Origin of the sequence: Selenomonas timonae (assembly GCF_014250475.1) — a bacterium.
GTDB classification, from domain to species: domain Bacteria; phylum Bacillota; class Negativicutes; order Selenomonadales; family Selenomonadaceae; genus Centipeda; species Centipeda timonae.
This window is the reverse complement of sequence record NZ_CP060204.1, coordinates 642,489-661,931: the sequence shown is the minus strand read 5'-3', so window position 1 is coordinate 661,931 and position 19,443 is coordinate 642,489. Positions and strand designations below refer to the sequence as shown.

At 59.3% G+C, this 19,443-nt stretch carries 17 protein-coding genes; 6 read left to right on the top strand and 11 right to left on the bottom strand.

The window, feature by feature from the left end; translation table 11 throughout:
* Positions 1–4: 4 nt before the first annotated feature.
* The 11 genes from H1B31_RS03060 to H1B31_RS03010 all read right to left on the bottom strand — a co-directional run bounded on the left by H1B31_RS03060 (position 5) and on the right by H1B31_RS03010 (position 13,229).
* Entirely contained in the window at positions 5–928 is a 924-nt protein-coding gene (locus tag H1B31_RS03060) for a M23 family metallopeptidase (RefSeq protein ID WP_185980863.1), read from the bottom strand.
* A gap of 94 nt (positions 929–1,022) precedes the next feature.
* The gene (locus tag H1B31_RS03055) at positions 1,023–1,544 is read right to left on the bottom strand and encodes a DUF4446 family protein (protein ID WP_009440659.1); all 522 of its coding nucleotides are present in this window, start codon (positions 1,542–1,544) and stop codon (positions 1,023–1,025) included.
* Positions 1,545–1,581: 37 nt separating this feature from the next.
* Positions 1,582–2,586 carry a ParB/RepB/Spo0J family partition protein gene (locus tag H1B31_RS03050; RefSeq protein ID WP_185980862.1) on the bottom strand — a complete coding sequence of 335 codons (1,005 nt, stop codon included), beginning with the start codon at positions 2,584–2,586 and terminating at the stop codon, positions 1,582–1,584.
* Entirely contained in the window at positions 2,573–3,337 is a 765-nt protein-coding gene (locus tag H1B31_RS03045) for a ParA family protein (protein ID WP_009440661.1), read from the bottom strand. Before H1B31_RS03045 ends, H1B31_RS03050 begins: the two co-directional genes overlap by 14 nt.
* 38 nt (positions 3,338–3,375) lie before the next feature.
* Positions 3,376–4,359 (bottom strand): 6-phosphofructokinase, encoded by a 984-nt coding sequence (gene pfkA / locus H1B31_RS03040; protein ID WP_009440662.1) that lies wholly within the window; start codon positions 4,357–4,359, stop codon positions 3,376–3,378.
* A 124-nt stretch (positions 4,360–4,483) separates the two neighbouring features.
* Positions 4,484–5,806, bottom strand: coding sequence for a replicative DNA helicase (gene dnaB / locus H1B31_RS03035; protein WP_185981218.1), 1,323 nt, complete (start codon positions 5,804–5,806; stop codon positions 4,484–4,486).
* Entirely contained in the window at positions 5,806–7,848 is a 2,043-nt protein-coding gene (lonC, locus tag H1B31_RS03030) for a Lon family ATP-dependent protease (protein WP_185980861.1), read from the bottom strand. The genes dnaB and lonC overlap by 1 nt, the downstream gene beginning before the upstream one ends.
* Positions 7,849–7,925: 77 nt before the next feature.
* Positions 7,926–8,369, bottom strand: coding sequence for a 50S ribosomal protein L9 (gene rplI / locus H1B31_RS03025; RefSeq protein WP_185980860.1), 444 nt, complete (start codon positions 8,367–8,369; stop codon positions 7,926–7,928).
* On the bottom strand, positions 8,341–10,353 hold the full coding sequence (locus tag H1B31_RS03020; RefSeq protein WP_185980859.1) for a DHH family phosphoesterase: 2,013 nt from the start codon (positions 10,351–10,353) through the stop codon (positions 8,341–8,343). The genes rplI and H1B31_RS03020 overlap by 29 nt, the downstream gene beginning before the upstream one ends.
* Positions 10,354–10,397: 44 nt before the next feature.
* On the bottom strand, positions 10,398–11,354 hold the full coding sequence (locus H1B31_RS03015) for a YybS family protein (RefSeq protein ID WP_185980858.1): 957 nt from the start codon (positions 11,352–11,354) through the stop codon (positions 10,398–10,400).
* A gap of 93 nt (positions 11,355–11,447) precedes the next feature.
* Complete coding sequence (locus H1B31_RS03010) at positions 11,448–13,229, bottom strand: MutS-related protein (protein ID WP_185980857.1); 1,782 nt, start codon at positions 13,227–13,229, stop codon at positions 11,448–11,450.
* Between the two features lie 169 nt (positions 13,230–13,398).
* On the opposite strand from H1B31_RS03010, the gene H1B31_RS03005 reads away from it, so the two are divergent.
* The 6 genes from H1B31_RS03005 (at position 13,399) to H1B31_RS02980 (ending at position 19,433) form a co-directional block, all read left to right on the top strand.
* Complete coding sequence (locus H1B31_RS03005) at positions 13,399–13,620, top strand: V-type ATP synthase subunit D (RefSeq protein ID WP_226372139.1); 222 nt, start codon at positions 13,399–13,401, stop codon at positions 13,618–13,620.
* Between the two features lie 33 nt (positions 13,621–13,653).
* Positions 13,654–13,929 (top strand): hypothetical protein, encoded by a 276-nt coding sequence (locus tag H1B31_RS03000; RefSeq protein ID WP_185980855.1) that lies wholly within the window; start codon positions 13,654–13,656, stop codon positions 13,927–13,929.
* Between the two features lie 423 nt (positions 13,930–14,352).
* Entirely contained in the window at positions 14,353–15,057 is a 705-nt protein-coding gene (locus H1B31_RS02995; protein WP_185980854.1) for a hypothetical protein, read from the top strand.
* Between the two features lie 258 nt (positions 15,058–15,315).
* On the top strand, positions 15,316–15,981 hold the full coding sequence (locus H1B31_RS02990; RefSeq protein WP_185980853.1) for a D-sedoheptulose-7-phosphate isomerase: 666 nt from the start codon (positions 15,316–15,318) through the stop codon (positions 15,979–15,981).
* A gap of 22 nt (positions 15,982–16,003) precedes the next feature.
* Positions 16,004–17,512: a phosphohexomutase domain-containing protein gene (locus H1B31_RS02985; protein WP_185980852.1), complete on the top strand. Its 1,509-nt coding sequence runs from the start codon at positions 16,004–16,006 to the stop codon at positions 17,510–17,512.
* Positions 17,513–17,699: 187 nt separating this feature from the next.
* A complete protein-coding gene (locus H1B31_RS02980) occupies positions 17,700–19,433 on the top strand; it encodes a sensor domain-containing diguanylate cyclase (protein ID WP_185980851.1) in 1,734 nt (577 codons plus the stop codon).
* Positions 19,434–19,443 lie beyond the last annotated feature (10 nt).

The window sequence follows — 19,443 nt, the reverse complement described above, 5'->3', positions numbered from 1 at the left end:
TTCCTTATAGATACCCTGCGGGGTTGACGGGCTGACCATTGACGCGTACCTCGTAGTGGAGATGCGGGCCCGTGGAGTAGCCCGTGGAGCCGACGTAGGCGATCACCTGCCCGCGCCGTACCTCCTGACCAACCGTCACGGCAACAGCGGAGGCGTGCCCATAGCGCGTCACGATCCCGCCGCCGTGGTCGACATCGACCATGTTGCCGTAGCCGCTGCCGTTCCATCCCGCTGATGTCACAACGCCGTCTGCCGTCGCAACGATGGGCGTGCCCGTCTCAGCGGCGATATCGATGCCCTGATGGAACTCCGTCCCGTTCCAGCGCAGTCCGTAGGGCGAGCTGACATAGCCCGATGTCGGCCAGATCGACGGCACAGTATGTGCCGCATCGTCCGAGGTGTAGGCGGCTGCGCCCGGGAAGTTCGCACGCATCGTCTGCGCAAGCAGATCGAGCGAGGAGCGGCGTGCTGCCATGCGTGTCTCGATCATCTCGAGCGCCTCGCCGAGTTCGTCCGTTGTCAGGTCATGCGGTGCGCCGCCCGTGGGTGCCTCTGCCGCCTCCCGTACGGGTGTCACCTCGTCCGCTTCGGCAGGCGGCGCACCAATGAGCGCACGCAGACCATCCTCGGAGCGATGGAGCGTGTCGAGATCCTGCTGGAGCGCGGCTGCCTTTTTCGAGACCTGCAGGATCTGCTCCTGCTGGATGCGGTTTACCTCGCGCAGCTGTGCCGTCTCCGCCTCATGCGCCTGTCCGTTCATAAGGGTGTAGACAGAGAGCACGGATGCCGCTGCGAGGACGGCGACCGCTGCCCCGGCTCCGACGGCAATCATGCGCAGGGAGCTGAGGGAGAGCTTCACCGTGCGTGTTACGTCTTCCTCATTGTCGATGAATTGGATTTTATAGCGCTTTTTCTCTTCTTCGTTCAAGTTCTTCTCCTCTATATGTCATCCGTATTTCGTCCTCCTATCCTAGCCGAAAAAAATGAAAACCTGCTGAGTGTCAGCAGGTTTAATATGAGTCTCAATACTGAATCGGCAGGGGCTGAGACATTGCCTCTTTCAGCACGCCCTTTTCCTCGTCCGTAAGCGAATACTCCGAGGAACCGTTCTTGATTGGCTTGATGTAGCTGCGCGAGTCCGCACGTGCGAAGATGCTCGAGAAGATCACGCCGTCGTTGTTCGCGTCGAGCATGGCGACAGAGTAGCTGAGATCGCCGCCCATATCCTCGAATGCGCGAAAGCGCACGGAAGCAACGCGCACGAGCGCCTTGCGGATGAACTGGCGAATGAGTTCATTTTCCTCGAGGATGCGCGCGTTCGTCGCAGAGACCTTCTCCACCTCATGAACGTGCTGGATCAACATGCTCTCGAGATCCTCCGTCTCCGAGCCGCGCATCATCGCACGATAGCGGCTGTTCATCGTCGAGAGGCGCACCATCGTGTAGATGACCAGTATCAATAAGACCAAAATCAGCAGCATGGAGGCGAGCAGGAGCGTCGTCTCATGCGATGCAATATAGTTGACGAGATTGTTCAGAAACAATGCTTTCTTCCCTTCTTTCCTACATTTCTCGGCATGTTCACACGGTAAATTTTTGTGTGGAGATGGCGCGCAACGCCGCCCGCTTGTCCTCCTTTGCCGCGCCGTCTGCGCCGGTGAGCAGTCCCAGCAGACGCTCAAGATCATCTGCGGAGAAATAGCTGATCTCGAGGCGTCCCTTGCCCTGCTCACGTCCCTCCTGTATGCGGACTTTCGTCCCAAGGCTGCGTGTCAGGCGCTCCTCCGCCTCGCGCACGAAGATATCCGGGGTGCGCTTTGTGACGGGCTGCGCCGTCTTCTTGAGTGCGTTCGGATCTTTGATGAGACGCTTCACAAGTGCCTCTGCCCCGCGCGCGGAGAGCTCATGCTCCTGGATATACTCTGCCGCCTCGCGCTGTAGTGCCGCACTGCCGAGTGTGAGGAGGGGACGTACCTGTCCCATCGTGAGGACACCATTTGCAACAAATGCCTGTACCTCATCGGCGAGCCGCAGGAGACGGACGCTGTTTGCAATCGCCGAGCGGCTGCGCGCAACGCGTCGCGCCAGCTCCTCCTGTGAGAGGCGGAACTCCGTCAAGAGGCGCTCGTATGCACGCGCCTCCTCGATCGGGTTCAGATCCTCGCGCTGGATGTTCTCGATGAGTGCCATCTCCGCCAGCTCTGCATCCGATGCCGTGCGAAAGACGACGGGGACAGTCGCGAGCCCTGCGAGTCGTGCCGCGCGCAGACGGCGCTCGCCCGCGATGAGCTCGTACTTCCCTCCGCCAATATCGCGCACGGAGAGGGGCTGGAGGATGCCATGGCGCACGATGGATTCACGCAGCTCCTCGAGCGCAGCTTCGTCGAACTCGCGGCGCGGCTGGAAGCGGTTCGGAACGATGGCGTCCACGGGCAGCTCTGCTGGTTTTCCCGTCTGCGCCGCAGGCGCCTCTGTCTCCGGGGGAGCGGGCTGTTCTGCCGGTTTCGACGCGCCTGCAAGGGCATTTTTCCCAAGCCCGAGTGCACCGAGTCCGCGCCCGAGTCCGCCTGTCTTAGCTTTCTTCACGCTTCATGACCTCCCTTGCCAGTGCGATATAGGTCTCCGCGCCGCGCGATGTGATGTCGTAGGAGGTGATCGGCTGCCCGAAGGACGGTGCCTCCGAGAGGCGCACGTTGCGCGGAATCAGGGTTTCGTAGAGTGCCGCACCGAAGACATTTTTCACCTCATCGACCACCTGTGTCGCGATGCGCGTGCGGCTGTCGTACATGGTCATGACGACTCCCTGCACGGTGAGCGCAGGATTCACGCTCTCCTGCACGAGGCTGATTGTGTTCATCAGCTGCGCCACCCCCTCGAGCGCGTAGAACTCGCACTGGATCGGGATGAGGACGGCGTGCGCCGCCGCGAGCGCGTTCAGCGTGAGGAAGCCGAGGGACGGCGGACAGTCGATGAAGATGTAGTCATAGTCATGCTCCACGACAGTCAGGGCGTCTCGAAGGCGCGTCTCCCGCCGCTCCATCCCCGCGAGTTCCACCTCCGCACCCGCGAGTTCGACGTTCGCGGGCAGGACATCGACGCGATACTCCGAGGCGACGATAGATTCCCGAAGGCTGCGCCCCTCAATGAGGACGCGATAGGTCGTGGACATGAGCATATTCTTGTCGATACCGAAGCCGCTCGTCGCGTTCCCCTGCGGGTCGATGTCGACGAGCAGGACGCGGCGTTTTGCGCGTGCGACAGCAGCGGCTAGGTTGACGGCTGTGGTCGTCTTCCCGACGCCGCCCTTCTGGCTGGCAATCGCTATGATCTTTGCCACGGGATCATCCTTTCTGCGCGGATGTGGAATCTTTCTTTTTAGAACAGCACCTTCGCGAGGTGCAGATACTCAGGGTCGAGCTGCTTCTTGTTGTTCACGGCATCGTAGAGGTTGACCGAGACGACATGCCCCTTGCTGTATCCGAAGACAACGCCCGAGAGACCCGAGATCAGAGCAAGAGCCGCCTGCTCACCGAGCTGGCTCGCACGGACGCGGTCGATGACCGTCGGTGCGCCGCCGCGCTGAATGTGCCCGAGCACGGAGACGCGCGTCTCGATGTCCGTATGCTTCGCGATGTAGTCGCAGACTTCCTGCCCGCTCGCCGCCCCCTCGGCAACGACAATGAGGATGTAGCGCTTGCCCCTGTCATACGCGGCAGTCAGGCTGTTCGTGATCTCCTCAAGATCGAACTCCTCCTCAGGAACGAGGATGTACTCCGCGCCGCCCGAGATGCCCGCAACGAGTGCGAGCCAGCCGCAGTTGCGCCCCATGACCTCGAGGACAATGACGCGGCGGTGTGCCGACGCCGTGTCGCGCAGCTTGTTGATTGCATCGATGATTGTGTTCGCAGCCGTATCGCAGCCAATCGTGTAGTCCATGCCCCAGACATCGTTGTCGATCGTGCCCGGCAGGCCGACGATGGGGAAGCCATATTCCTCCGAGAGCAGCTGCGCGCCGCGCAGAGAGCCGTCACCACCGATGACGCAGAGCCCCTCTATCCCACGTTTAATGAGATTTTCATGGCCAAGGCGGCGTCCCTCAGGCGTCTGCCAGCGCTTGCAGCGCGCCGTCCCGAGAAAGGTGCCGCCACGCTGGATGATGTCGCCCACATCCTTGGACTCCAACTCACGCAGATCCTCCTCAAGCAGCCCGTGATAGCCGTCGTTGATTCCCCAAACTTTCACACCCTCGTAGAGTGCAGTGCGTGCAACCGCGCGCGCTGCCGCATTCATCCCCGGGCTGTCTCCCCCGCTCGTCATGATTGCAATACTCTTTAACACGACTCTTCCTCCCCTGCCCATTTGTATATACGCACAAAAAATGCGCTTCCATATTCATTGAACTTCCTTCATCATATCATAAATGACAAAAAAAATCCCCTCTTTTTTGAGAGGATTGCATGAAATTGTTTCACGTGAAACAATTTCATCCTTCACGTGCGAGATCACGGAAGCGCGTGTATTCCTTCTGGAAGAACATCTTCACTGTGTCGGTCGCGCCGTTACGATGCTTTGCAATGCTCAGCTCCGTGATATTTGCATTTTCCGTGTCCTGATTGTAGTAGTCCTCGCGATAGAGGAACATGACGATGTCAGCGTCCTGCTCAATGGAGCCGGACTCGCGCAGATCGGAAAGCATCGGTCGCTTATCCGAACGCCCCTCCGTTGCACGTGAGAGCTGCGAGAGGACGATGATCGGCACACTCAGCTCGCGCGCCAGTACCTTGAGTGAGCGCGTCATCTCTGCAACGGCAAGCGTGCGGTTCTCAGCGCGCCCCGGTGCCTGGATGAGCTGGAGGTAGTCGATTGCAATGAGATCGAGTCCGCGCTCCGCCTTCAGACGACGTGCGCGCGTGCGAATGTCCATCACCGTCGTGCTGCTCGTATCGTCAAAGTAGAGGTTCGTCTTTATCATGCGGTCTGCGACCTTGACGAGGCGGCTCCACTCCTCCTCATCCAGCTCTCCGCGTGCCAGATGGGTTGCATCAATCTGCCCCTCGGCACAAAAGATACGATGCATCAGCTGCTCGCGCGGCATTTCGAGGGAGAAGAATGCAACCGTGCCCCCCTGCAGGGCGACATGGGTCGCGAGGTTGAGAACAAACGCCGTCTTGCCCATTGCGGGGCGTGCCGCAACGATGATAAGGTCGGATTTTTGGAGGCCACGCGTGACGGAGTCGAGGGTAGCCAGCCCCGTCGATAGGCCCGTAATGCCGCCCTTGGACTGCGCGAGCTGATTCACACGATCCACGGCATCAAAGACAACGTCCTTGATCGGCGTGAAGGTGCCTGTTGTACGCCCGCCCGCAATCGCAAGGATCTTCTGCTCGGCACCATCCAGCTGGACAGCAATATCCTCGCTCCCCTCGTACGCCATGCCCGCAATCTCCGTACTCACATCGATGAGTGAGCGTAGGATCGCCTTTTCCTTGACGATCTTCGCATAGTGGGCGAGATTCGCCGTACTTGGCACACTGTTCGTCAGATTTGCGAGAAAGGTAATTCCGCCGACCTGTTCGAGGAGCCCGCTCTTTCTAAGCGACTCCGTCACGGTCACGATGTCTACGGGTTCGCCCTCACGCACCAAGCTCTCCATCGCCTCGAAGACAACGCGGTGCGCCTGGCGATAAAACTCATCTGAACGCAGGAGTTCAATCGCCTGCGTGACAGCCTCCTTCTTCAGCATCATTGCCCCGAGCACGGACAGCTCCGCCTCGATGTTCTGCGGTGGAACGCGTCCTTCCGGCATCATTCTCCCTCCTTCTCTTTCCACTTCTCATCCGCAAAGAGCACGGAAAACGCCTCCTCCGCCTTCTTCAGGCGATGGATTGTGAGCCCTAGATGCTCCTCGGGGATGTCCTTCTTGTTCTCCCACGGGATGATGAGCGTTGAGATACCCGCCTGCCGTGCGCCGTACGCCTTCTCAAAGACGCCGCCCACGGGTTTGATCTCTCCCTGCAGGGAGATCTCGCCCGTCACAGCCACATCCTGCCGAATCGCTGCGCCCGTCACGGCACTCACGATTGCAGCGAGAATTGCCGTACCCGCGCTCGGGCCGTCGATGTTGCCCCCGCCAATCACGTTTACGTGGATGTCATAGTCGTGGATGTCTCGTCCTGTGAGCTGTCGCATGACGGACGCTGCATTGAATACGGAGTCCTTCGCCATAGAGCCCGCCGTCTCATTGAAGCGCACGGTTCCCTTCCCCTTCTCCGCCGCAGGAAAGGCGACCGCCTCGATCTCGATGATCGATCCGAGGAAGCCCGCAACACCGAGGCCAAAAACTCTGCCGACGGCGGGTGTATCTGATGCCTTTTTCCGCCCAAATTGATAGAGGCGGCTGACCTGGGCGACCTCGTAAATGTCGTCCTTTGTGACGAGGAGAGGGGGCGCGGCGGGGGCGGATGATGTTTCACGTGAAACATTGCCTTCGCTTTGCTCCGTATCCTGCGGCACGATTGTTTCACGTGAAACAATCTGCTCGATCTCCGTATCTGCAAGGCGGTTCAGCGCGAGACTGTAGGCGTCCGCGAGGATGTTGATCGCCTTGCGACCCTCAATCGTATACTCGCTGATAAGCTGCGCCGCGCCGTCGCCAAGCCTGACATTCAGCCTCTCAGCCGCATTCTCGACAATCGTCAGGATGTGCGCGGGTGTCAGCGGCTCGAAGTAGATCTCCGCACAGCGTGAGCGCAACGCAGGGTTGATATGCTCTGCGTCACGCGTTGTCGCACCGATGAGGACAAAGTCCGCAGGCGCACCCTCCTCAAAGAGCTTGCGAATATAGGGAGGCACGCGCTTGTCGTCGGGATCGTAATACGCCGACTCGAAGTAGGCACGCTTGTCCTCGAGCACTTTAAGCAATTTGTTTTGCAGCATCTCGTCCATCTCGCCGATCTCGTCGATGAATAGAATACCGCCGTGCGCATCCGTCACAAGTCCCGGCTTCGGCTCGGGGACGCCGCTGTCCGCGAGGCTCTTCTGTGCACCCTGATAGATGGGGTCATGCACGGAGCCGAGCAGGGGGTTCGTCATATCGCGCGGATCCCAGCGCAACGTCGTCCCATCCGTCTCCACAAAGGGAGCCCTCTCGCCGAACGGCGATACGGCACGCTTCTTCGCCGCCTCGAGCACGAGGCGCGCTGCCGTAGTCTTGCCCACACCCGGCGGCCCATAGAGGAGGAGATGCTGCGGATAGGGCGAGGAGAGCTTTGCCATGAGCGAGCGCACAGCGCGCTCCTGCCCCACAATCTCATCGAAGTTCTGCGGACGCAGGAGCTCCATAACAGACTGTGTAAGGCGGATACTCTCGAGCTCCTCGAGATCCTCACGCTTTTTCTTGTCGTGCGGCGACTCCGTCCCCGGGCTTTCCTCGGAGATCACCTGCCGGCGTATGTCGTCCACATACTCCTCGTGATCCTTCTCGAGCTTCTCGCTTACCTTGCGCTCGATCCGATCCTCGAGATCACGGCGTGCGAGGATACCCGCAAGCTGCTCCGTCATGCGGTTCAGGATCTCGGGAAGCTCTGCCTCCGACGGCGGCGGCGAGAGCAGCGGATCCTCCTCGAGAATGCGCATGAGCGCCAACACACGCTCACGTCGGTTCTCCGAGCGCATGAGCGCCATTGCGTTCATCTTACCCGCCTGAATGACGAGTCGTTCTGTACCCATCGAGTCGGCAAGCATGCGAAAGATCACCGCAATCTCCGCATCAATGCGCGCCTCGGGTGACAGCTCGGGCGGCTTCTCCTTGTGCCCGTCGCCACCGAATAAGTCCTTAAAAAATGACATAGAAAATGTTTCCTTTTGTATAAGAGAGGCTGATGAGATGATCCTCATCAGCCCGATGGATGAAATTGTTATACTTCCTACTCTTTCTTCACGTGAATCTTGATCGTGGTGGAGATGTTCGGATGCACCTTGACGATTGCCTCGTACAGCCCCTCACCCACAACCTCGCCGCGAATCATAATCTTCCGGCGATCCACGTCAATGTTCTTCTTTTTCAGCGCCTCGGCGACATCCTTGCCCGTCACAGCGCCGAAGAGGCGCCCGTTCTCGCCGATGCGTACGGGAATCTCCACCTCGACCTTCTCGAGCTGGGCGGCCATCAGCTTCGCCTCATCGACCGCCATCGCGTCCTTGCGCGCCTTTGCGCCCGCCTGCGCCTTTGCAACATTCACATTCTCGCTGCTCGCGGGCAGCGCGAGCTTCTTCGGCAGGAGGAAATTGCGTCCGTAGCCGTCCGCAACCTCCACGATCTCGCCCTTTTTTCCGATATTCTTAACGTCCGCCTGCAGTATGACCTTCATGGTTGTCACTCTCCTCTATATATGCCCTAGCGCGCTCGACGACATTGCCCCGCACCACGCTGAGCGGCACGCCCTTCACCTGCGCGCCTGCCACATTTGCGTGCCCGCCGCCACCGAACGCCTCCATAATCACCTGAACATTCATCTCGCCCGTCGAGCGCGCACTGATGCCGACCACATCGCCGGGCAGCTGGAAGACGTAGATGCTCATGCGCACCCCGTCCACGCGCAGCATGCCGTCCGCCGCCTGCGCCGCGATGATCTGCCCATTCGGCAGACGCTCGGGAATGCTTCCGACGATCAGCCCGCCGGGGAAATACTCCGCATTTGCCTTCGCGCGGGCGAGCGCCACCGTCGTTTCATAGTCACTCTGGAACAGCGCCCGGACGAGCACGGGATCTGCGCCCGCACGTCTGAGGTACGCCGCCGCATCAAAGGTGCGGACACCCGCGCCGACGTTGAAATTCTTCGTATCTACGACCACACCCGAGTAGAGCGCCGTCGCATCGAGACGCGTCGGCCGCACACTGTCGCCAAAGTACATGAGCAGCTCCGTCACCAGCTCACTCGCCGAGCTGGATGCTGTCTCGATGTAAACGAGCAGCGGATTCTTGACGAAATTCTCGCTGCGGCGGTGATGGTCGATCACAACGATCTTCGGAATGCGGTCGAGCAGCGTCGGATCGGCAAGGATGTGCGGGATATGCGCATCCACCACAACGAGCAGCGCAGAGAGGGATGCAACGCCCGCAATATCGCCGGGACGGACAAAGAGACCGTCGTATGCCTCATCCTTCTGCACCATGTCAAGAATGCGGTCGATGCCCTCGTTCATATCACTGAGGACGATGTGCACGGGCTTGCCGAGCGCGCGTGCCATGCAGGCAACGCCCATCGCAGCGCCGAAGCAGTCGTAGTCCTCGTTATGGTGCCCCATGACGTAGATCTCGTCCGCACCCTCCATAATGTCGCGCAGAGCATGTGCCACCACGCGCGCCTTGACGCGTGTGTGCTTCTCGACCGCCTTTGCCTTGCCGCCGAAGAACTGCGTCTTGCCACCAATATCGAGCGCCACCTGATCGCCGCCGCGTCCGAGTGCGAGATCGAGCTTTGCCTCTGCCTCCTCGCCGAGCTCCTTCAGCGACTGATCGTCCGCGAGCGAGAGCCCGATCGAGAGCGTCACGGGGAGCCCCTTCGAGTTGACAATCTTGCGCACCTGATCGAGGATATCGAATTTCTCCGCAATCGCGTGATCGAGCGAAGAGCGATCCAGCATCGCCACGAACTCTCCATCGGAGATGCTGCGCATAAATCCGCCGAGTCCATTCATCCAGGCATCCAAACGCTCACGCACAGCGAGCAGCAGCATGGACTTCTCCGCCTCCGACTGCCCCTGCATGATCTCATCGTAGTTGTCGAGCTGAATGTAGAGGAGGGCAGTACGGCTTGCGCGGAAGCGCTGCTTGAGATCGGCAAGCTCCGTCTCATCCTCGACGTAAAACGCCATCAGAGGATCCATCTGCGGCGGCGTCGGCACCGTACGATGGTAGACATGATAGGTGCGCCCCTCATGTGCGAAGCGATACTCCCCCTCCGTGCCCCAGATCTCCTCGATTTTGAAATCCGGCCAGAAATCCAAAACCGGCGTCCCCTGCTCCGGCTTTATCCCGCCGAGATACTCCTCGACCTGACGGTTGCACCATTCGAGGTGTCCGTCCTTCTCCACCACGAGGATCGCCTGCGGGAGCCGATCCACAGCGTAGTTCATCACATCGTTGACATTGCGGATAATGCCCATACAATAGCGTTCAAATCGCCGTTCCCTGTCACGACATCGTTCCCACGCAAACGCCGCAAGCAACGCCCACAAAAGGAGCGCGGCAGTCCCCACGTAGGAGTTGTAGCAGAACGTCACAAGTGCAAGCGCGAGCATGACGATCAGGTGGACCATGAGATCGACCCACGCGGATAAATTCCGCGGCATAGAATCACCTTCTTTATATGGATAACGTATATACAATATATTTCTTATTGACGTTCACGGAACTTCTTTCGATAGTCAAACGCGATGTCGAACAGCCCCGTCCACGAAACGATCTGCGTCATAAAGCCGTTCACCGCAATGAAGATATAGATGATGATGCGCATGAACGAGGACACATTGAACCGCTTCATCAGGAACTGCACGAGGGAGAGCCCCTGCACGAGCCCCGCAGCAAACGAAATGAGATAGCCGTTCAGCGCCGCCTGATAGAGCCACGAAATATCGCGGGTTGTGCCCCAGTAAATCCCGATCAGCGAGAACGCAAAGAGATAGGAGAAGAAGATCGGCAGCCGCCACTCTGTAAAGGCCGGCAGCCCCTTCGCCGGAATCCCTAGGCGGACGAGTACCTTGCGCAGCACGACAAACGATGCCGTGACCTCAATCACGGAACTCCCGAGGAAGAGCGCGGGCAGCATCAGCACAAAGAGCTCAAGCACCTGCGTCGACGCCGCGCGTGTCTCCTCCAGCTGCGCCTCGTCCATTCCGAGGGAACGGTACATAGCAAGGGTCTCATCCATCGTCTCATTTGCCATCGAGACATCCATCGCGAACGGATTCAGCCCGAAGATCAGGAGCATCATCCCCGCAGCAGCCGCCTTGCCCGCGAGTGAGGCAAGCGCCCCACCTGTAAGGGCGCGTACGGTGTCCGCACCGCGCCGAAAGAGCGCCCCGAGGACAAGCCCCGTCGGCGCAAACGAGAGGACGAAAAACGCCCCCGTCACGGGCGTTGCAAAGAGCATCGTAAGGATGAGAGATGCCGCTGCCGCAAGCATCCCCCAGCGCAGACCCTCGCGCACAGTCACGAGCGCGATAAAGACCGGCCAGAACATCCCCATCATCATTGTCAGCATGGGCAGATAGATTGCCGCGAGCGCGTAGACCACCGCCGCGGCAGTCATCACCCCCGCCGTCGCGGCGGGTCTTGCACCTTGCTCACTCATTCCATATCCTTTCAGCGGATTTGTCCGCATATCGTTACATGTTGAAAGACTTACCTATTATAGCAGATTTTAGCTGTGCTGTCACGGAGTCCATCAGTCCCCCATAATGCCCGCCATCCTGAGCAAGTACTGCGCATTCGTCGTGCGGCAGCGCCCCTCGCGAATCTTGAAGTCAAAGAGGATCTTGTCCCCCTCGTAGTGCTCCTCAAAATGCGCATTCTCCACGGGCACGCCCTCGCTCCCGAGATCGCAGAGCTCGAAGTCATGCGTCGTCACAATTGTGATCGCGTGCGGCAGGGTCAGACGACGGATCGCCTCGCGCGCGCCGACAATGCGGTCGGCAGAGTTCGTCCCGCGAAAGATCTCGTCAATCAGGATCAGCATGGGACGCCCGCGCTTGCTGTACGTCATCATCTTCTTGATGCGCAGGAGTTCTGCGTAGAACGTCGAGATGCCGCCCGCGAGATCGTCGCTGATCTGAATGGAGGTGTAGACTGCCATCGGGGTGAGGGCAAAGGACTGTGCGCACACAGGAGCTCCAGCGTATGCCAAGACAGCGTTAGAGCCCAGCGTTCGCATATACGTTGTCTTGCCAGACATATTCGAGCCCGTGATGACGAGCGTGCCCGCAGAGAGATGCGCATCGTTCGGCGTCGCCGCCTCCTCGGAGATCACGAGCGGCATTGCCCCCTCTGCCATGAGCTGCGGCGCATCCCCCTCCAGGAACGTCGGGAAGGCATGCACTGCACGCGTATGTCCGATGCGCGCGAGTGAGAGCAGCACCTCCACCTCTGCCCAGACCTTCAGCCAGCCTGCAGCAGCTTTTCCCGCCTGTATCCGCCAATGCGAAAAATACGCCATGCAGTGCAGATCCCAGAGCAGAATTCCATTCGCAAGGAAGAAGAAGACAATGTTCCGCCGCGTAGCCGCACACTGCGCGAGCGTCGTCAGACGACTCTGCGCCTGTGTCGCACGCACGGGCGCAAAGAGCGGCGCAAGCACCTCGCGGAACGCTTCCCCGCGCAGGGGTGCGCGCTCGAGCGTGCGAAAGATCCGCCCGTAGAGCCTGAGTTCTCGTGCCATATGTCCGAGCGGGGCGAGTTCGCGCTGCGTGCGCGTGTAGAACGCCATTGCCACCGTCAGATTGAACATGAAGAGCACAATCGGAATCGTCCACGCGCCATGAAAGAACGCCGCCCAGAGAAAGGAAAGAACGAACGCATTTGCAAATACAATGCCAATACAAGAGATGAGTTTTAGCGAGCCTTTAAGAGGATGTGCGAGCTCCTTTGCCAGTTCGCGTGTATCGTGCCCATCCGGCAGACGTGCCCCGCGTGCCTCAAGCTCGATGCAGAGCAGGGGATGCGCGAGGAGCTCCGCCACCGCCGCCTGACGACGCCGCGTGCGATCCAGATCGCGCGGCGTCGCCGTGAGCGCCGCCGCCAGCCGCTCGCGCCCCGCCTGTGTACGCGCCGCGCAGAGATACTGATAGAGGGATGCCGTGCCGAAGATATGCAGATCGCGGTCGGGCGGACGCTTTTCCTTTCCATAGGCAGCACCGTCCTCGGGCAGATTCTTCCACGCTCCCGAGAACCGCTCGAGATAGCCCGCCGTCACCGCGAGATACGCCTTTGTCAGGAGACGCAGGCGCTCCAGCTTCCGATGGCGCGCCACGAGCACGACGAAGAGCAGCAGGAGAAAGCCGCCCAGCATGAGTTCTGCCGCCGACTCCACATCATAGCCGTGAATCAGCGTGATGAGCATCGCGGGAAAGACAACGGTGCGCGCCAGAATATAGCGCGTGCGCTGCGCATTCTGTGAGCGCTCGAGCGCAAGGGTATTCTCCCGCACATTTTCATAGAACAATTTATTCAAGAGGAGACTCCTTCATAAGGAGGCACTGATAAATTCTGCACCAATCTGACGGCCTCATTATTACCAGTGATTCCTTGATTTTTACAATAATTTTTATTATAACACAGGATCAGCACCTCATGTAGACAATTTTTCCCAAAACTGTTACAATATGCAGGAGATTGGAGGGATGCTCTTGCATGATTTGGACGCTGCCATCCGACGCACGGAGGAAGCCATGCGGATCCTCGAGCGACGCATGCAGCACGCTGTCGGCGACCTCGACTACGAGTCCTATCTCCACGAGAAGCGCGCCCTCACCGCCGCCCTCCTCGCCCTCCGAAAACGCCGGGAACGGGAGGAAAATTTCAGTCAAAATTCAGTATCGTCGGATAGGATAAAAGACAAATAGTCAGATGTTTGATGAGAAAGAAAGGAAATTACGATGTCACAACGCATGACCATGGAGGAAGTCCTCAAAGAATACGGCGTCCCGCAACTGCGCCTCGACGTGCACGCGACGCGCACCGACCTGCTGAAGCTGCGCGAGAAGCTCATGGCGATCCGCGACCTCTCGGACGGGCGCGAGCAGGGCTATCTCGACATTGACTGCAAGCTCTACATCGACGTGGACGACATCGACCGCTATCTCTCGGGCGAGCTCGACACGGTCGGCGAGATCTACGCCTTCCCCGAGGACGTGAAGTCCTATCGGGAGTAAGGCATCCTCGCGTGCTCCTCGCAGAACGCCTCGTTACGCAAGCGGTCGTGTGCTCGTCCGCAAGGGAATCACGGACGCATTCAGTTGTCCATCTTGGCACATCTTTTTCGCCCTCTCTGTGTCGATAAATCCTCAGCATAGCCACCGCTATGCTTCCGGTTTATCTCCTTGATAGGACGGAAAATCTGCACCAATCTGAACAGCATCATTGCGTTCGTGATTCCCCAATACCTGCGGATTTCAAACGCGCTTCGCTTGAACGGTCAAAATCCGCAGGGGGCGGGTCGCACACTTTTTCCCGCTTGCTCCACTAGGGTTTGCTACGGAGCACCGCTCGTCAAGGTATTAATTTGCGTTTTTCAATTCAGTTACGAATACCGGGGTTATCCCCGTATCGAATGATATATTAAAGGAGAACATCGAATGAAACTAAAGAAACTTATCGCTGCGGCGATGGTCGGCTCGCTGACCGTTGCCACCGCCCCCATCATTGCGCCGAACGCCGTGCAGAGCGTCATCGTTTCGCAGGCAGAGGCAGCAAAGGGCGGCGCACGCATCGCGCCGAAGTCTGCGCCCGCGCCGAAGGCAGCGCCGAGCACGCAGAGCGGCAGCCAGAGCAAGTCCGTCTCCGGCAATGGTGAGGGATATGCACCGTCCAAGAACGCAAGCCAGCTCGATAAGAACGCACCCACTGCAGGGGCAAAGGCGAATACGCCCGGCGCAGCAAATGCCGCAAACGCAGCGCAGAGAGGCACGGGCTGGGGCAACACCCTGCGCAACATCGGACTCCTCGCGGGCGGTATGATGCTCGGCGGACTCCTCGCCTCCATGTTCGGCATGGGCGGCGGAATGCTCGCCGACATCCTCGGTGTCCTCACGAACGTCGCCATGGTATTCGTCGCATTCATCGCGATCCGCTGGCTCTGGAACCGTTTCCGCGGACGCAAGGAAGAGAACGTCTACCAGAATGCGGCGCGTCCGCAGCAGGCAGCAGCACCGCAGCCGCCCATCACGGACATCCGTCCGCAGGGCGCACCTGCGCCGCGTATGGCATCCCCTGCACACACGCAGATGGATGTTGCCGGCGAAAGCCCGCGCACGATTGCCGACCATTATCGGAACCGCTAAAATAAAAAGGAGCTGCTCTGAGAGCGCCCCTTCCACCATGCTTCGCATGGTTCCCCTCCCCCGTACTGACGGGGGAGGCTTTTTATTTCCCTAGCTTTATGATAAATAAAAAACAATTATATAAAATAACAATAAATATCTATAAATTAGAATAAATAACGATAGAAAATACCTGCATTCCCACAGATTTCCCCTTGAAAAAGACTTTCATATCGTCCATAATAAGAGACAGCTAGGATTTGTAAAGGAGAATATCATATGAAAGCATCAGCCCTCGCCGCCGTCGACACCCTCATTGCGCGCTATCCCGCGCTCGAGCCCTGCGGCGGAGATATCCGCGCCGCGATAGAGGCGCTCACCCTCTGCTACCGTGCGGGCGGCAAACTCATCGTCTGCGGCAACGGCGGCTCTGCCTCGGATGCCGAGCACATCGTCGGCGAGCTGATGAAGGGCTTCCTCCTGCCGCGTCACCTCGATGAGCACATCCTCTCAAAACTCCACGCAGCGTGCGACGCAACCGATCCCAGGACGGTCGACTACTTCATGCAGAACCTCCAGGGCGCACTCCCTGCAATCTCCCTGCCCTCCCAGCTCGCGATCAGCACGGCATTCTCGAACGATCAGGCGCCCGACCTCACCTTTGCCCAGCAGGTCTTGGGACTCGGAAAGCCCGAGGACGTCCTCCTCGGCATCACAACCTCGGGCAACTCGACGAACGTGCTCTATGCGTTCCGCATGGCGCAGGCGCTCGGACTCACAACCATCGCCCTCACAGGCGCCTCGGGCGGCAAATGCGCGACGGGCGGCTACGCCGACATCACGATCAAAGCACCCGAGGAGGAGACGTACAAGATTCAGGAGTACCACCTCCCCATCTACCACACCCTCTGCATTGCCGTCGAGGAGGAGTTTTTCGGCGCATAATTTTATTAAAGGAGGAATTCCCATGCCACTCACCCACGAGGATTTCATGAAGCTCGCAAACGGCAGTGACATCCGCGGCGTCGCCGTCGCGGGCGTCGAAGGCGAGCCCGTCACCCTCACCCCCGAGGCTGCGAACCGCATCGCGGCGGGCTTTGTCCGCCTGCTCACGGAGAAGACCGGCAAGAAGCCCGAGGAACTGCAGATCGCCGTCGGCCACGACTCGCGCATCTCTGCGCTCGCGATCAAGGACTGTGTGCTCACAGGTATCACCCACACGGGCGCACACGGCATCGACTGCGTCCTCGCCTCCACCCCCGCCATGTTCATGGCGACCATCTTCGAGGACACAGCGGCGGACGGCTCCATCATGATTACCGCGAGCCACCTCCCCTACAACCGCAATGGGCTGAAATTCTTCACCTCAGTGGGCGGCGCGGAAAAATCCGATATCCAGAAGATCCTCACCTACGCTGCTGAGGCCGAGGAGGCGCACGGCACCCTCGACAACGTGCTGAAATTCGACCTCATTGGCCGCTACAGCGAGCACCTCGTCCAGAAAATCCGCACAGCACTCGGCGGAGAGGAAAAGCCGCTCGCGGGCATGCACATCGTCGTCGACGCGGGCAACGGTGCGGGCGGATTCTTCGCGGGGCGCATCCTCACCCCGCTCGGCGCGGACACCTCGGGCAGCCGCTACCTCAACCCCGACGGACACTTCCCGAACCACATCCCGAACCCCGAGGATCCGAAGGCAATGCTCGCCATCAAGGAAGCCGTCATCGAGAACGACGCCGACCTCGGACTCATCTTCGACACCGACGTCGACCGCATGAGCGCCGTCCTCGCGGACGGTACGGATGTCAGCCGCAACGCACTCATTGCCATGATGGCGGCAATCCTCGCGCCCGACTACCCCGGCTCCACCATCATCACGGACTCCGTCACCTCCGACGGCCTGCACGACTTCCTCGAGAACGACCTGCACCTAAAGCATCTGCGCTACATGCGCGGCTACAAGAACGTCATCAACGAGTGCATCCGCCGCAACGAGGCGGGCGAGGTCTCACCACTCGCCATCGAGACCTCGGGGCACGGCGCACTCTCTGAGAACTACTACCTCGACGACGGCGCCTACCTCGCCGTGAAGCTCATCATTGCAGCCGCAAAGGCACGCGCCGAAGACAGAACGCTCGACAACCTCATCGTAAACCTCCGCCAGCCGGCTGAGGCACGCGAAATCCGCATCAAAATCAAAGATGTGGACGATGTGAAAGCGTACGGCAAGGAAGTCCTCGCCGCGTTCGAGGAACGAGCAAAGGCAAAGGGCCTCACGATTGCAGAGCCGTCCTACGAGGGCGTGCGCATCGTCTTTGACGGCGGCTGGGCACTGCTGCGCATGTCCCTACACGACCCGAACATGCCGCTCAACATCGAGGCGGATGCCGCGGGCGGCGCAGACGAGATCGAGCGCACGGTCAAGGAGCTCATCAGAGGCTTTGACGCCCTCGACCTCTCGGGCTTCCAGAACTAAATATACACACAGACTGCCGCATGACGCACTCATGCGGCAGTTTTTCTATCCTCACTTAGCCCCACAGTCTCATTTTACAATTTGCGCTCCATATTATAGTATGCATTATCCTTATTTTATGATATACTATTCATTATTCTAAAGGAATCGGAGCCTCCCCACCCGAGACCAGAGGGAAAGCAGGAACATGACAAAATTCTTTCACAACATATGGGACAGCCGTGTTCTGCTCCTGTGCGGCGCGCTGATTGCAGCGCTTGCGGCGCACACATGGCAGACGCTTTCGCATGCGCCGTACACGCCAACCCATTTGCAGTATGCCGTTCTCGAGGGAGAACCCGAGTACAAGGACATCATCAGCTTCGACCCCGCGCATTTCGATTGGCAGCCGTATGACTATCCCATCCCGCCGCCCATGCCGCCGGGGACGACCACGGTCTACCTCTCGTGGCAGATTCCTGCAACAATACCACTCTTTGTCGACCATGTCCTCTTTACGACGACAAATCAGGACGCCTACGTCTACCTCGACAACGAGCTCATCTACATCCACGGCGACTGGTCCGATCTCACGGACTCACGCGGGCGGACGCTTCATTTCCTCCACGTAGACGAGGATCTCGCGGGGAAGCGCGTCACAATCATGCTGCACACGGGCTATGCGAACTGGCTCGGCAGCCTCGATTACTTCCTCATCGGCAGCGAAAAATCCCTCATCCGCAAGATCAGCACGGCGGATGCAATCTACATCGCGAGTCTCTCGATCGCACTCTCCCTCATTGTCTTCCTCGTCATGGATCTCGTCTGGCGCGACATCCGTACACGGCGCAAAATACAGGTCTACCTCATTGCCTTCCTCGTGAGCTTCATCCTGTGGACGGCGGGCATATCGTCCTTCTTCCCGCGCCTCCTCGGCATCCCTGAGCTCTGGTGGGAGCTCCACCTCATGATGCTCTACATCATGCCGATCACATTCGCCAAGATCACGCAGGAGATCACGGCACCACAATATAAGAAAGCCGTGCGAGTCGTCATCATCGCATATGCAAGCCTCTTTGCAATTGCCACGATCCTTGAAATCTGCGGGCTCGACGGCTATATGAACCTGCTCTTCCTCTTCTATCCGATTCTCCTCGTCAGCTGCCTCGCGCTCATCTACATGCTCTTCCGTTCAGATTGGTCGCAGTATCCTGCTTGTCGTTACGGCGTGATTGCAATGCTTTCGCTGACCATCTTCGTCGGCATCGATGCCCTGCATTGGGAGTATCACCTCCTCGCATCTATGCTCTCGACCACGATCTTCTCGATCTACGCCGTCATCCCCTTCGTCTTCTTCCTCATCCGCGAGCAGATGCAGATGGACGCGCAGCTCGCACAGCAGAATGAAGTGCTCGCGCGCGAGCTGCAGGAGTCGCAGGACGAAGCGAGCCGCGACTTCCTCACAGGTGCGTTCAACCGCCATCAACTCGCAGACGGCATTACGAAATACGGATCACTCGCCAACACGCGCGGATTCAACTTCTCGTTCGCCATCTTCGACGTGGATCACTTCAAAGAGGTCAACGATACGCGCGGCCATCTTGGGGGCGACCGCGTGCTGAAGCAGATCGCGGATACGGTTCACGCACACATCGACCGCCGCCATATCTTCATCCGCTACGGCGGCGATGAATTCGTCCTCCTCGCCCTCCATCACAATCTCAAGGAGATGGTCGCATTCTGCGACGCGCTGCGCCAGACTCTCGCGGAGACATTGGACGGCGTTACCCTGAGCTTTGGCGTCTCGACATGGCACGGCGAAGCGGATCATATGGCGGCGCTCATGGAGCGCGCCGACCGCGCCCTCTACCGCTCGAAGGAAAAGGGGCGCAACGCCGTCTCCGGCGAGGACGAATGTCTGGAGGAGCCCGAGACAGTTTGACGCGCGGCAT

Bases quoted from the DNA above. Each gene is read 5' to 3' on its own strand.
- pfkA (WP_009440662.1), bottom strand. From the start codon at position 4,359: ATGGGCAGGGGAGGAAGAGTCGTGTTAAAGAGTATTGCAATCATGACG.
- dnaB (WP_185981218.1), bottom strand. From the start codon at position 5,806: ATGCCGGAAGGACGCGTTCCACCGCAGAACATCGAGGCGGAGCTGTCC.
- lonC (WP_185980861.1), bottom strand. From the start codon at position 7,848: ATGTCATTTTTTAAGGACTTATTCGGTGGCGACGGGCACAAGGAGAAG.
- rplI (WP_185980860.1), bottom strand. From the start codon at position 8,369: ATGAAGGTCATACTGCAGGCGGACGTTAAGAATATCGGAAAAAAGGGC.
- H1B31_RS03020 (WP_185980859.1), bottom strand. From the start codon at position 10,353: ATGCCGCGGAATTTATCCGCGTGGGTCGATCTCATGGTCCACCTGATC.
- H1B31_RS03015 (WP_185980858.1), bottom strand. From the start codon at position 11,354: ATGAGTGAGCAAGGTGCAAGACCCGCCGCGACGGCGGGGGTGATGACT.
- H1B31_RS03005 (WP_226372139.1), top strand. From the start codon at position 13,399: ATGCTCTTGCATGATTTGGACGCTGCCATCCGACGCACGGAGGAAGCC.
- H1B31_RS03000 (WP_185980855.1), top strand. From the start codon at position 13,654: ATGTCACAACGCATGACCATGGAGGAAGTCCTCAAAGAATACGGCGTC.
- H1B31_RS02995 (WP_185980854.1), top strand. From the start codon at position 14,353: ATGAAACTAAAGAAACTTATCGCTGCGGCGATGGTCGGCTCGCTGACC.
- H1B31_RS02990 (WP_185980853.1), top strand. From the start codon at position 15,316: ATGAAAGCATCAGCCCTCGCCGCCGTCGACACCCTCATTGCGCGCTAT.
- H1B31_RS02985 (WP_185980852.1), top strand. From the start codon at position 16,004: ATGCCACTCACCCACGAGGATTTCATGAAGCTCGCAAACGGCAGTGAC.
- H1B31_RS02980 (WP_185980851.1), top strand. From the start codon at position 17,700: ATGACAAAATTCTTTCACAACATATGGGACAGCCGTGTTCTGCTCCTG.